11 protein-coding genes and 2 pseudogenes are annotated in these 13,059 nt (G+C 45.6%); all 13 read right to left on the bottom strand.

Annotated elements, in window-relative coordinates:
* Positions 1 to 40 precede the first annotated feature (40 nt).
* A complete protein-coding gene (locus QNH10_RS18935) occupies positions 41 to 1,489 on the bottom strand; it encodes an ABC transporter substrate-binding protein (RefSeq protein ID WP_283732802.1) in 1,449 nt (482 codons plus the stop codon).
* Positions 1,486 to 1,608, bottom strand: a complete 123-nt coding sequence (locus QNH10_RS18940; RefSeq protein WP_283732803.1) for a hypothetical protein — start codon at positions 1,606 to 1,608, stop codon at positions 1,486 to 1,488. Before QNH10_RS18940 ends, QNH10_RS18935 begins: the two co-directional genes overlap by 4 nt.
* A 479-nt stretch (positions 1,609 to 2,087) precedes the next feature.
* Positions 2,088 to 2,744: an NAD(P)-dependent oxidoreductase gene (locus QNH10_RS18945; RefSeq protein WP_430541130.1), complete on the bottom strand. Its 657-nt coding sequence runs from the start codon at positions 2,742 to 2,744 to the stop codon at positions 2,088 to 2,090.
* On the bottom strand, positions 2,672 to 3,058 hold the full coding sequence (locus tag QNH10_RS21305; protein ID WP_430541073.1) for a Rossmann-fold NAD(P)-binding domain-containing protein: 387 nt from the start codon (positions 3,056 to 3,058) through the stop codon (positions 2,672 to 2,674). Before QNH10_RS21305 ends, QNH10_RS18945 begins: the two co-directional genes overlap by 73 nt.
* A gap of 62 nt (positions 3,059 to 3,120) precedes the next feature.
* Positions 3,121 to 3,753 (bottom strand): FadR/GntR family transcriptional regulator, encoded by a 633-nt coding sequence (locus QNH10_RS18950; RefSeq protein WP_430541131.1) that lies wholly within the window; start codon positions 3,751 to 3,753, stop codon positions 3,121 to 3,123.
* A gap of 169 nt (positions 3,754 to 3,922) precedes the next feature.
* On the bottom strand, positions 3,923 to 5,278 hold the full coding sequence (gene gudD / locus QNH10_RS18955) for a glucarate dehydratase (protein ID WP_283732805.1): 1,356 nt from the start codon (positions 5,276 to 5,278) through the stop codon (positions 3,923 to 3,925).
* Between the two features lie 11 nt (positions 5,279 to 5,289).
* Positions 5,290 to 5,526 (bottom strand): hypothetical protein, encoded by a 237-nt coding sequence (locus tag QNH10_RS18960; protein WP_283732806.1) that lies wholly within the window; start codon positions 5,524 to 5,526, stop codon positions 5,290 to 5,292.
* Positions 5,492 to 6,586: an MFS transporter gene (locus tag QNH10_RS18965; protein ID WP_283732807.1), complete on the bottom strand. Its 1,095-nt coding sequence runs from the start codon at positions 6,584 to 6,586 to the stop codon at positions 5,492 to 5,494. The genes QNH10_RS18960 and QNH10_RS18965 overlap by 35 nt, the downstream gene beginning before the upstream one ends.
* Before the next feature lie 80 nt (positions 6,587 to 6,666).
* Positions 6,667 to 8,136: an alpha-ketoglutaric semialdehyde dehydrogenase GucD gene (gene gucD, locus QNH10_RS18970; protein ID WP_283732808.1), complete on the bottom strand. Its 1,470-nt coding sequence runs from the start codon at positions 8,134 to 8,136 to the stop codon at positions 6,667 to 6,669.
* Positions 8,137 to 9,075 (bottom strand): 5-dehydro-4-deoxyglucarate dehydratase, encoded by a 939-nt coding sequence (gene kdgD, locus QNH10_RS18975; protein ID WP_283732809.1) that lies wholly within the window; start codon positions 9,073 to 9,075, stop codon positions 8,137 to 8,139.
* A 69-nt stretch (positions 9,076 to 9,144) separates the two neighbouring features.
* Positions 9,145 to 10,679, bottom strand: a pseudogene (gene garD / locus QNH10_RS18980) (galactarate dehydratase).
* Between the two features lie 255 nt (positions 10,680 to 10,934).
* On the bottom strand, positions 10,935 to 11,954 hold the full coding sequence (locus QNH10_RS18985) for a mannonate dehydratase (RefSeq protein WP_283732810.1): 1,020 nt from the start codon (positions 11,952 to 11,954) through the stop codon (positions 10,935 to 10,937).
* 105 nt (positions 11,955 to 12,059) lie between these two features.
* Positions 12,060 to 13,048 (bottom strand): annotated as a pseudogene (locus tag QNH10_RS21310) (tripartite tricarboxylate transporter substrate binding protein).
* Positions 13,049 to 13,059 lie beyond the last annotated feature (11 nt).

Raw genomic sequence — 13,059 nt, forward strand, 5'->3', positions numbered from 1 at the left:
ACAAAAACATGATAAACCTGGCGTTATTTTAACCCTTCAATTACTTGGAATTTGAAACGTTCCAGAAAACGAGTCCATCAATATCTTCTAATTGTGAAAGTGACGTACGACCTGCAAAAAGCATATCCCCGTCTCCCATTTTAATAGCAGGTTTATATTCCAAGAAAAACGCCTGTAATTCATCATAGTATTTACGTGCATCATCAAGTGAAGGAGCTGTACGGATTTTAGATGTAATTGGAGCTAACTTCTCATTGTTCGTCCAGCCAACATAGTCCGGTCTTGACCAAACAAGTGAAGTCGGCTCAACTTTACCTTTATTTGTAATGATCGTAATATCGAATGCTGATGGATCATTACGGCGTTCTGAGAATGTCGGCCAGTCATACACTTCAAGCTTTACGTTGACCCCAGCTTTTTTCAATTGCTCTTGTACGACAATTGAAGCGTTGTACATATGGTCATAGTCGCGGGAAGTCATCAGGCGGATTTCTTCGCCGTTATAACCTGCTTCCGCAAATAGTTTTTTCGCCAACTCGGCATCTTGTTTGCCATACTCTTCTTTTCCAAGATCGCTATACCACTGTGCTTCCTGATTCGCTAACATTACATGGTGATTTGTTTTATAATAGTCCGGATTAACGAAAGCCGCTTTAAGTACATCTTCTTTCTTTACTGCTGCATTCACAGCATCACGTGCAGCTTGATTTGTAAAAAGACCTTCTTTTTTATTGAAATACAATAATAGTAGTTCACGAGGAACACTCTTTAATACAACATCCTTGTTCGCTTTAAGCTGCTCAACGTTATCGATTGGTAGCTCCATACCAGCGTCATATTCCCCTGATAAGATTCCAGCAACCCGTGTTGATGAATCTGGAACAAAAATAATATAAAGGTCATCTACCAATGCTTCACGTTTTCCTGCAAGACCGTCACCAGGCTCATCACGGTGAGAGTAGTCTTCAAATTTCGTCATGTGAATTTGTTGGTTTTGTTTCCAATCCTTAAATTGGAAAGGACCCGTACCGATATATTCAGTCACTCTTTCCTTTTCTTCTTTACCTTCAAGAATAGAAGCAGGCATGATCGTCGGTGCTTCTCCACCAGAATAAGCTAAAACAAGTGTTGCGGTTGAAGTTGGTTGTGCCATCTCAAGAAGGACAGTATACTCATCCACTTCAGAGAAGTTAGCGTCTTTGAATGTTTCTTTTCCTGAGCTCGAAACGTGTATCCATCGGTTCATCGATGCGACAACGTCCTTTGCCTTCAGTTCTTCGCCATTATGGAATTTAACACCCTTACGTAATTTAAATTCAATCGTTTTTCCATCTTCTTTAAAGGACTCTGCAAGCATAGGTTGAATTTCACCTTTGGAGTCGAAAGTTAATAGTGTTTCAAAAATATTTCTTGCGATGTTCGATGAAATCGTTGTCGTATTGACATGTGTATCCAATGTAGGCGGTTCAGAAGGAACTGCTACCTTCAATTCTCCCCCTGATGTCGTTCCCTTTTTCGGCGAATCCGCCCAGCCTTGTCGTCCTTCGAGCAACCTGCGAGTGCAAGTAACAGGACACCTAAAAATATGGCATACTTAATGAATTTCATTCCAATTCCCCCTGTTTTTTAATTAGTTCCAAGCCAAACAAAAAACTGATCGACCAAAATGTTTAACACCCCTTTTGAGAGCGGTTACATTTCAACGAAACCATCTTTCGTATACATGGAAATTTATCATAAGCTGAACTAACATAATAGATTGACTACTTAAAATAAATTAAAACATTTGAATGCATTTTGTTCATTAAATTTATTGGGGACTTTTAATCTATTTTGGACAAAATAAAAGACAGGCTTTTTAGGCCCGCCATTCATGATAAACATTCATCTAAATATGCAATGACTTCTTCCCTATTTCCGGATACTTTATCCTCCATTGAACGAGGAATCACAACAACACCATCCGCATCCCCCACAATATCGCGAATTACCCCATCCACAACGCGGCTTTGGACGCGATAAGTTATCCTTTGGACGCGCAAAGCGATTCTTTGGACGCACAACTTATCGCTTTGGACGCGGAACCGCTACCTCACCCTCAATCCAACCACACTCTCATTAATCAACGAAGGTGGTATCTCCCCAGTCAACCCCGCCACCAAATTCCGGCAGGCTAACTCCTCCATTTTCGCGCGGGTTTCTGAGGTTGCAGACCCGATATGCGGGAGGGTAACAAGGTTCGGTATACCAAGGAATGGGTGGTCCTCAGCAAGAGGCTCATGCTCGTATACATCCAGTCCAGCTGCAAGGATCTCGCCCTCTTTCAGGGCAGCCGCCAAATCATCCTCATTCACTAACGCGCCTCTTGATCCATTAACAAATATGGCGGTTTCCTTCATTAAGCTAAATTCCCGGGCACTGATTAGATGAATGGTATCCGCAGTTTGCGGTGCCATCAAGCAAACAAAATCGGCTTGTTGCAATAGGTCATCCATTTCCACATATTTCGCGCCAAGCTTCGTCTCAGCTTCCGGCTTTCTTGAACGATTATGGTAAAGGATATCCATCCCAAATCCGAACCGCCCCCGTTTGGCTATGGCTTGTCCAATTTTACCCATGCCTATAATGCCAAGCGTCTTCCCATGAACGTCGACGCCAAATAGGGTTGGACTTAATTTCCCAGTCCAGTTTCCTTCTTTGACATACTTGTCGAGTTCCGGGATCTTCTTGCTGTCGCTAACAATAAGCCAAAAATTGTATCAGCGGTTGTTTCGGTTAGGACATCAGGTGTGTTGGTGGCCAAAATTCCCCGCTTTGTTAATTCCTCAATATCGAGATTGTCATAGCCGACAGAAATATTAGATACAACCTTCAACAACGGCGCGCGTTCCAACAATGCCTCATTAACTTTCAAACTCGAGCCAATCAAGCCAGTGGCCGTCACTATCTCCCTATTGAATTCCTCACTTCCCGGAACGGCCGTAACAACAGTGAATCTATCTTCAAGCTTGATTGTCCCTTCTTCCGAAATCGGGCTATAAATTAATACTTTCTCCATTATCTTGGATTCCCCCTTATTGAAAAAGGACAGGAAATCGACAATTTCCTGTCCTGTTTTCATTATGACTTATTATGATCGCTCAATATTTTATCCCGTACATAACTTAAGTGATTGTACATCTTTTGAAATGCTTCGATTGGATCTCGTTTTTTCAAGGCCTCATAAATCTCAGTGTGGTACTGAATCGTTAATTCCGGCTCCCGTACTTTAATAAGTGAGTCGGTCTTTTCGTGGGCCATCAATAAAGACTCGATCATACCTTCCACAATCGGATTTTTTGCGCTGTAGGCGATGATTCTATGGAATTGCTTGTCGTACATTCCATAGTCTTCATCATTTTTCCGGATATTTTCAATCGTCTCGGCAAGTTCTGCAAGCTCACTATCTGTAATTTTTTCAGCAGCAATCGTGACAAGTCCGAGTTCAAGTGTCATCCTCGCTTCAATAACGGCCGGAAGATTGTTGATGGAAATTGCTAACATTGCACGGAACGGGCTGCTTCCAACTTTTTCATTCACAAACGTTCCGCCACGCGGCTTTCTCGTAATGACTTCGAGCGTTTCAAGCGAACTAAGTGCTTCACGGATGACGGGGCGGCTGACGTCCAGTTGTTCCATCAGCTGCATCTCCGGCGGAAGCCTGTCGCCCGGCCTCAACTGCCCACTGAACAAGAGCGAGATAATCTGTTCCATTACCTGCTGGGCAAGGGTGTTGCGTTTCACCGTATCAACATTATATAACTGCAAGGCGGTTCCTCCTTTCCTCATTAATATTGACGGACAATACTACAATTAAATCTACATTAAGTATACTACCTCTATGCAAAAAACAAAATGTAAGTCTGTACTTATAAGGAATTAATTATCGAACGAGACAAGGCTTTTTCGGATCGAATTTCCAACCCGGGATCAAATACTGCATCCCGACCGAATCATCCCGAGTTCCAAGCTTCATATCGACATACAACTTATGCGCTTTTTCAATCTCGTTCATATCGATTTCGATGCCAAGTCCGCCCGTTTTCGGAACTTCAACTTCTCCACCTTTTATTTGAAAAGGTTCTTTCGTTAAGCGCTGTCCATCCTGCCAGATCCAGTGTGTGTCAATTGCAGTGATAGTGCCTGGTGCAGCTGCAGCAACGTGTGTGAACATTGATAGGGAAATATCAAAGTGATTATTTGAGTGGGAGCCCCATGTTAATCCCCAATCATTACACATTTGAGCAACACGAACTGAGCCTTGCATTGTCCAGAAATGAGGATCCGCAAGCGGGATGTCGACGGCATTCAATTGTATGGTATGCCCCATCTGGCGCCAATCCGTTGCGATCATGTTAGTCGCAGTTGGAAGACCCGTTGCCCGGCGGAATTCCGCCATTGTTTCACGACCTGAATAGCCTTCTTCCGGACCACATGGGTCTTCCGCGTAAGCAAGAACATCTCCCATCCCCTTACAAAGACGGATAGCATCCTTCAATAGCCAACCGCCATTCGGGTCAAGGGTGATCCGAGCATCGGGGAATCGTTTCGCAAGGGCAGTAACCGCTTCAATCTCTTGCTCGCCTGCTAAAACGCCGCCTTTGAGCTTGAAATCTTCAAAACCGTATTTATCATACGCCGCTTCTGCCAAACGAACGATACTTTCAGGCGTCAATGCCTCTTCATGCCGGATACGGTCCCAGCCATCTACTTCCCCAGTCCCGTCATTGTAGGCAAGATCAGTCTTATTCCGGTCACCGACATAAAACAAGTACCCTAACATTTTCACCTTATCACGCTGTTGGCCTTCACCTAAAAGCTCCGCTACCGGCACATTCAAATGCTTCCCTAAAAGGTCTAAGAATGCAGCTTCAAGCGCAGTTACTGCATGGATCGTCGTGCGCAAATCGAATGTCTGATTGCCTCGGCCACCCGCATCTTTATGTGCAAATGCCGTGCGTACTTGATTGAGCACAGAATTATATTTCCCGATGGATTGCCCTTTGACAAATGGAATCGCTTCCTCGAGTGTCCGGCGTATCGACTCACCGCCCGGCACCTCCCCGGCACCAACATTTCCACTACTGTCTTCAAGCAATACGATATTTCGTGTAAAGTATGGAGCATGTGCACCACTCAAGTTCAACAACATACTGTCCCGGCCTGCAACAGGTATTACCGTCACTTTTGTAATCACCGGTGTTTCCGTCTTCTTTGCTTCTTCAATTGCTGTTTTCATTTCGTCGCCCCCTAATTAATAGAAACTTGTTTAATTTCTCCAACGAAAAACACATAGCAGAGTATTGCAAAAACTGCATGGATGCCTATGTACAGCAAGGCCAATTCGAATGAACCCGTCCACTGTACAAGGAATCCGATAAAGATAGGTGTGACAATGCCTGCCGAATTACCAAACATATTGAATAGCCCGCCGTTCAGTCCAGCATTTTCCTTATTCGATGTTTCGGCAACAATCGCCCAGCCCATTCCACCGAATCCCCTGCCAAAAAACGCGAAGGACATGATGGCAATCAAGAGAACTGTCGACTCGGCCATTTCCGCGAAGACAATCGACATCGAGCAAAGCATGCCAATTATAATTGGAATCTTCCTCGCTTTCGAAAAGAGGAACGCCTCTTCCAATCAGTCCGTCAGAAAACCTTCCGCCCCAAAGCTGACCTAAAAATGCCGCCATAGCCGGGATTGTCGAAACGAGTCCAACCTCCAAGACGGACAGTCCCTTTTCACTAACTAAATAGATAGGAAACCAAGTCATAAAGAAGTACGTAATCCCTGTGACGCAATATTGACCAATGTAGATTCCAAGAGTCATTCGATTCGTCAGCAGCTGTATGATTGGCCGCTCCTTCATAGGTACTTTCTGACCACCGATTTTCAGTTTATCAGCGGTTTCCTTCTGTACCTTCTTTTCATCTGAACCCGGATCCTTATAAAATTTCATCCAGAGGATCGTACAAAATACGCCGATCACCCCAAACACTAAAAAGACATACGTCCAACCAAATCCTTGTGCAATAAAACCAATTACCGGCCCAAATAAGACAATCGCGAAGTATTGAGAAGAACTGAATACGGAGGAAGCTCTCCCCCTTTCTGACGGGGGGAACCACTCACTGACGATCCGAGCATTTGCAGGGAATACCGGAGCGGTAATAAATCCACATAAAATCCTTAGCAGGAATAAACTGATGAAAGCCACTATAGGCGTCAAGTAGCCCGTTAGTGCATGCAAGATTATAATAGCCGTCCATACAAGGATTACCGTACCATACACCTTGCCTGAACCGAAACGATCTAATATCAGTCCGCCCGGCACTTGACCGATTACATATGCCCATCCAAACGCTGAAAACAGAAAGCCCATCGCTACATCCCCAATGCCTAAATCCGCGGCGATTGGAGCCCCTGCAATCGAGAGAATTGAACGCTCCGAAAAACTGACAGCGGAAAAGAAAAAAAGCATCAGCATAATGCCATGCCGCGCTTGTATCCTACGCTGCTTATGCATTGCAGTAAAAACGCCCATGCATCAAGTTCCTTCCATTTCCGAAATTCGGTTAATAGCCAAAAGAAGAGCCGGATTTTACTCCGGCTCTTTTTCTCAAATCACTTTACAAAAACGGTCTTAATCGATGTGAAGAATTCGATTGCTGCGCGTCCTTGTTCACGCGAATGGGAGCTGGACTGCTTCATCCCGCCAAATGGTGCTTGAAGTTCGACGCCCGCACTTTCCGCATTGATGCGGACTAAACCAGCGTCCATTTCATTAATGAAGGAAAGGGCTTTCGAAATATTAGTTGTAAAAACAGAAGCGCTCAGTCCGTAATCCGAATCATTTGCGACGTCAAGTGCTTCTTCAAACGACGATACTTTCATTAACGCAAGGACCGGCCCGAAAATCTCTTCACGGGCGATTGCCATATCAGGAGTCACTTCATCGAAAACTGCTGGCTCAACGAAAAATCCTTTTGCATTCGCCCCTTTTTCACAGCGATTACCGCCGTATAGCAATTTGGCCCCTTCTTCCTTACCTTTTTGAACATAAGATAGGACCGTATTCAATTGATTTTCACTAACAGAAGGGCCCATCCAGCTACCTTCATTTAGGCCGTCCCCTACTGTGATTTCTGCAACTTTCGCCAACAACTTCTCACGGAACTCTTCATAAACGTCTTCATGGACAATCACACGACTTGTCGCTGTACATTTCTGACCTGTCGATTTCAGCCCACCGCTAATTGTTGCGTCAACAGCAAGGTCTAAATCAGCATCCTCCGCAACGATTACCGGGTTTTTGCCACCCATTTCAAGCTGGTATTTGATACCACGTTCGAGTGCGAGTTGACCAAGCTTTTTACCGACGCCATTGGAACCTGTGAATGTAATTCCACTTACTTTCGGGTGCTCGGCAAGGCCTTGGCCGACGACGGAGCCCGATCCTGTCACCATATTGATGACTCCAGCAGGAATACCGGCTTCATGCAAGCAATCGATTACTTTCGCGCAAGTAACTGCCGCCTCACTCGCAGGCTTCATGACAACTGCATTTCCGTAAATCAAAGCAGGTGCAGCTTTCCACATTGGAATTGCGACCGGGAAGTTCCACGGCGTGATGACTCCGACAACTCCAAGTGGTGTTCTTGTCGTGAACATAATTGCACTGCTGTCAGTTGAAGGGATGACGTCACCAACTGGGCGCATGCCTTCTCCAGCGTAGTAGCGGAGGATTGCAACACCGCGTGCAGTTTCCCCTTTTGCTTCCGGGAAGGTTTTACCCATCTCACGAGTCATCGTCCGTGCTATTTCATCGATTCGTTTTTCCATAATGTCAGCAGCTTTGAAAAGAATGTCGCCCCGTGCACTACCCGGGAGTTTTCGCCATTCCTTCTGGGCTTTCCAAGCCGCTTCAACTGCTTGATCCAAGTCTTCAGAAGAGGAGAGCTGGTAACGTCCGACCACATCATCTACATTTGCCGGATTCAGGCTTTCCGCTGTTTGGCCGGTGCTTGCTTCCACCCACTGTCCGTCGATATAGTTCAGAACGGTTTGGACTGTTTTTTCTGTACTTGTCGTCATTCAAGACACCTCCACTTGTTCAGTTCCTACTGGTGCAGGATACTTTTCTAATGCAGCAGTCAGGATTTCTTTCATCTCATCATAATGCCCTTGCTCGACTGGAGCGATTGGTGGACGGACTGTAGTGCCGACAGGCAATCCAACGATATTCATGCCCGCTTTGATAAGCGATACAGCGTAGCCCGCCTTGCGTTTGCGGATTGAATGAATCGGAAGGATGACATCTTCAAGCAAATCATGCATCGTCTTGTGATCTCCCTGTTGCAACGCCTCGAAATACTTCACTGAAATATGCGGGATATAGTTTGAAATGGCTGAAGAATACGTTCGGAATCCAAGATTGTAATAGGATGCCATCGTAACTTCCGCAAGCGGCATACCATTGATCCACTCAAGGCGGTCGCCAATCAATTGAACAGCCTCCGTATTGAATTCCATATCACCTTCGCCGTCCTTGAATCCTACAAGTTGTGGAAGTTCACAAAGTGCAAGTAAACTTTCTTTCGTTAAAATGCACTTGTCGCGCTGATAGAGAATTGCGCTCAAGTCCGTACTTTCAATAATTGCCTTCAAGTAGTTTAATAGACCGTCTTGCGAAGGATCGATTAAGTATGGTGGAAGGATCAGATAACCATCCGCCCCTGCTTCTGCGGAAATTTTAGCCTGCTCCAATGCGTGCTGGATGTTGCCCCCTACCCCCGTGTAAACCTGAACACGCCCGTCTACTGTTTTGATCGCTGTTTCGACCATTTGTTTATATTCATCCTGAGTCAATGCATGTAGTTCGCCAGCTCCGCAAGCTACAAATACGGATTGAACACCATTATTCAGCAGAAATTCAAGATTTGCCTCCAATCCATTTAAATCAAGCTGCCCATCTTCCTTAAGTGGTGCGACCGGGAATCCCAAAATGCCAGTCGGACAATTTCGTTTAACCATTCTTAATCTTCCACCTTTCGATTTGTTTGTTTTATTGTAAGACAATAAAACTTATCTGTCAACTTCATTTTATGTTATAGGTGCAGGATTGAATAAAACAAGATCATTTTTTATTCCCCAATGGTCTGCCCAAGTCTGACGGCGACCACTTGCAACATCTATAATGGCCTTGAAAATTTCTTCCCCAATCTCTTCAATCGTCGCCCCGCCGTCGATTATCTTGCCTGCATTAACATCTATCAAGTCACGCCATTGCTCGGAGAGTGTCGTTCTCGTCGCAACTTTGAGTACCGGCGCCATCGATAAGTTGTATGGCGTCCCTCGCCCGGTCGTAAATACCTCAATATGCATTCCTGAAGCCAACTGAAGCGTTCCGCAAACAAAATCCCCAGCCGGTGTCGCAGCAAAAGTCAGCCCATTCTTTCTAATTTTTTCACCTGGGCAAGAACATCCACAATTGGTGCAGTTCCCGATTTGACGATTGAGCCAAGTGACTTTTCGACAATATTGGATAGACCGCCTTTCTTATTTCCAGGAGTTGTGTTCGCACTCCTGTCGGCAAGCCCTCTTGCCAAATAGGCGTCATACCATTCCATTTCGCGAATCAATGCCTTACAGACCTCTTCCGTCTCCGCCCGTGCAGCTAATAAATGAATACCGTCTCGTACTTCTGTCACTTCTGAAAACATGACAGATGCCCCCGCACGAATGAGCAAATCCGCCGCATGTCCGACCGCCGGGTTCGCTGTCACGCCCGAAAGCGCATCACTTCCACCGCATTGCAGTCCAACCGTCAATTTTGATAAAGGCGCTTCCACACGCTGACGCTTGTTCAGCCGTTCCAGTCGTTCTTTGGCCATTTCTAAAATGGAATCGACCATTTCAGAAAAACCATTACGATCTTGCAGAAATAAAACATCCGATTCACTTTCCCCTGCATTTAGACGGTCTAAAGTCAGCTTTTCGCAACCTAAACCAATGATCAGCATTTCTCCACCAAAGTTCGGATGGCTTGCAAGATTTCGGATTGTACGAATCGGAATCTCAGATCCAAGCCCATCGATTGCGACCCCACACCCATATGCATGGTCAATCGCCACTACATCATCTACATTTGGATAAGCAGGTAGAAGTTCTTTTTTTATCTTTTCAACGGCGAAGCCTAATACTCCCGTCACGCACTGAACGCTTGTCGTGATGCCAATGAGGTTTTTCGTGCCAAAAGTTCCGTCAGGGTTCGGATAGCCCATGAATGTATAAGTTTCCTCGAACGGCTCAAGTGGCTCTATATTTACTCCGTGACGCAGTTCCGATAGATTCGGTGGTTCCGGCATGCGTATCATCGTTTCGCGAATCCAGCCGCCTTTAAGGATTTCCCTGTTGGCATAGCCGATGATTTCACCGTATCGGATAATCGCATCGCCTTCCTGAAAATCTTTTAATGCAACTTTATGCCCTTGTGGAGTTCTTTGGAGGAGCTCCACTCCTTCCTGAAGAACCATTCCAGCGGGCAAACCATTGTCATTCCCGATAATCGTTACATTATCGTGGTCATTCATTTTGACGGAGATTGGTTTTATTCCCACTTCCTGATTAGTCATCATCACTCCCCCTTTCGGTTAGCGCTCGTTTATTCCGTGGAACCGCTCGTTTATTTCCGGAACCGCTCGTTTATTCCGGAATCCGCTCGTTTATTCCGAAATCCGCTTGTTTATTCCGATAACCGCTCGTTTATTCTGATAACCGCTCGTTTATTCCAGAAACCGCTCGTTTATTCCGAAATCCGCTCGTTTATTCCACAAACCGCTCGTTTATTCCACAAACCGCTCGTTTATTCCACACAACCGCTCGTTTACTTCTCAACGCCCCTCAAATTCATTCAACGCATTCAAAAGTGCCTTGATATACCCGACTGAATAAGCAAAACCGAGGCTTGACGGCTTCCAGCCAATATTCGAGTACTTCCAACTATCATGTAAATCAGCAACATCCCCCGCAAACGTCGGAACATGATCGGGATTCAAGCAGCCGCTGTAGCCGACTTTCCGAAGCTCCAAAAGAATTTTAAACATATTCAAATCACCATCATCTAACAGTGCCTCTTCAAACGCTCCCGCTGTAGGCAAACTTCCTCTCACGTTGCGGAAGTGAACGAGGAAGATACGTCCTTTTCTACCGAAGTGATTGATTTCATCCATTATTAGTGAAGAACCACCAGCTTCCGCGCGTGTACCGATGCAGTAAACGAACCCGACATTCTTATTCGGAAAGTCATCAATGATCCGATTCAGCCCAATTCCGCCGAACGGGGAATCCGGATGTGGTGTGTCGGATGGATGCATCGCAACATTCACATCGTGGTCCTGGGCAAGAGGTACAATTTCACGGTAAGCCCTTTGGAAAGACTTCCACCAATTCTGCAATTCTTCTTGGCCCGGCGTTTCAGTTTTCTCTTTCAATAACCCAATGCTCTCCCCGCGTGCAATAGCTCCCCCGCGCTGGATTGCCTCATAACTCTGTCCTCTTCCATAAAAGACATCGCCCTCAAATCGTTGGCGCACAATCTTGATTCCCGCCTCGCCGAAAACTCGCACAGCGTTGAGTGAGTTCTCAAGCTCCTGTTCGCTTCCGTCCACGCCATCCATGAATGAACGTGAAATATTCGGAAGCGTGACCCGGTTAATATCCAATCCATATGAGCGGACACGTTTTTTCAGCTTCAACAATTCATCGAGATCCGGATAACCTTGTTCCTTCACACCTTTGAATGACTGGCCATTCCCGAAATCCACAAAATCGATTCCAAGCTGAGACATCTGCCTTAAATCCAAATCGCTAAGATCCGCGGTATTTACAGTTACTGAAACATGCATCATCATGAACTCCCCCGATTCCTTCCGACTTCTTCCGATTTAATGAAAGAAGCCCGGTAAGCCGATCTGAGATCAACCGTACCGGGCCTGTCCTTCCTGTTATCCAGTGATTTATTTGCCCCCGGTCAATTTGTTAAGTTCAACATATTCCGCCTCAACCTCGGAGAGTTTCTTGCTTGCTTCTTCCGGATTCAAATAGACTGGATTCAACCAACTTTTCTTAATCTCTGCTTGATACTCCTCACTGTCGACCGCCTTGCCCATCGCTTTCGTGAAGGCAGTAACGATATCGTCAGGAGTGTCTGCTGGGAATGCCCATAAGAAAACTTTATCAACGACAAGATCTACACCTTGCTCTTTGAATGTTGGGATGTCTGAAGCGTCTTCCAATCGCTCATCAGCCATGACGCCAAGAGCTACAAAGTCACCAGACTCAATATAGCCTTTTACAAGTCCAAGAGAAGTCGGTACGATATCAACTCTTCCGCCAAGAAGTGCCGTGATTTTATCTGAAGCACCTCCGACGTCAGCAATGTTAAATTCGACACCAGTTTGTTCTTGGAATGAAGAATTTGCATGTACGTCATTGAACCAATTTCCGTTGCAACCGTAACTTTTTTCGGATTGGCTTTTGCAAATTCAACAAGCTCTTTAACTGTTTTGAACTTCGAATCTTTGGAAACAAGGAATGTGTTGGATTGGTCAAGTACACCAACGCCCGCAACTTTCATGTCAGAGTACGTGTAATCCGCAAGTCCATAGACTTTGTTCAAGATCATCGAGTTGTGGAATGCCAAGACTGTATAGCCATCCGCCTTTGCATCCATCACCTTTTGAGTACCTGTTGTTCCACCTGCACCCGTAACGTTTGTAACGACAAGCGGCTTTCCAAGTTCTTTTTCCATCGCCTTCGCCAAAATCCTCGTATTCAAGTCCGTATCTCCACCAGCTCCTGCCGGCACGACAATTTCAATTGGTTTCGTTGGATAATTAGACGCCGTATCACCTGACGCCTTATCCGAGTCTGAACATGCCGCAAGACTTGCAGCAAGGGCAATTGCACCTGCCCCGAACGCTATTTTTTTCCAAACACCTTTCATCTGTTACTCCC

Source organism: Sporosarcina thermotolerans (genome assembly GCF_030067815.1).
Lineage (GTDB): Bacteria > Bacillota > Bacilli > Bacillales_A > Planococcaceae > Sporosarcina > Sporosarcina thermotolerans.

Coding starts and splice junctions, on each gene's coding strand:
- kdgD (WP_283732809.1), bottom strand. CDS start 9,075: ATGGTTAAACGAAATTGTCCGACTGGCATTTTGGGATTCCCGGTCGCA.
- gucD (WP_283732808.1), bottom strand. CDS start 8,136: ATGACGACAAGTACAGAAAAAACAGTCCAAACCGTTCTGAACTATATC.
- QNH10_RS18950 (WP_430541131.1), bottom strand. CDS start 3,753: ATGGAACAGATTATCTCGCTCTTGTTCAGTGGGCAGTTGAGGCCGGGC.
- QNH10_RS18965 (WP_283732807.1), bottom strand. CDS start 6,586: ATGGGCGTTTTTACTGCAATGCATAAGCAGCGTAGGATACAAGCGCGG.
- QNH10_RS18985 (WP_283732810.1), bottom strand. CDS start 11,954: ATGATGATGCATGTTTCAGTAACTGTAAATACCGCGGATCTTAGCGAT.
- QNH10_RS18960 (WP_283732806.1), bottom strand. CDS start 5,526: ATGGGCTGGGCGATTGTTGCCGAAACATCGAATAAGGAAAATGCTGGA.
- QNH10_RS18940 (WP_283732803.1), bottom strand. CDS start 1,608: ATGAAATTCATTAAGTATGCCATATTTTTAGGTGTCCTGTTACTTGCA.
- QNH10_RS21305 (WP_430541073.1), bottom strand. CDS start 3,058: ATGGAGAAAGTATTAATTTATAGCCCGATTTCGGAAGAAGGGACAATC.
- gudD (WP_283732805.1), bottom strand. CDS start 5,278: ATGAAAACAGCAATTGAAGAAGCAAAGAAGACGGAAACACCGGTGATT.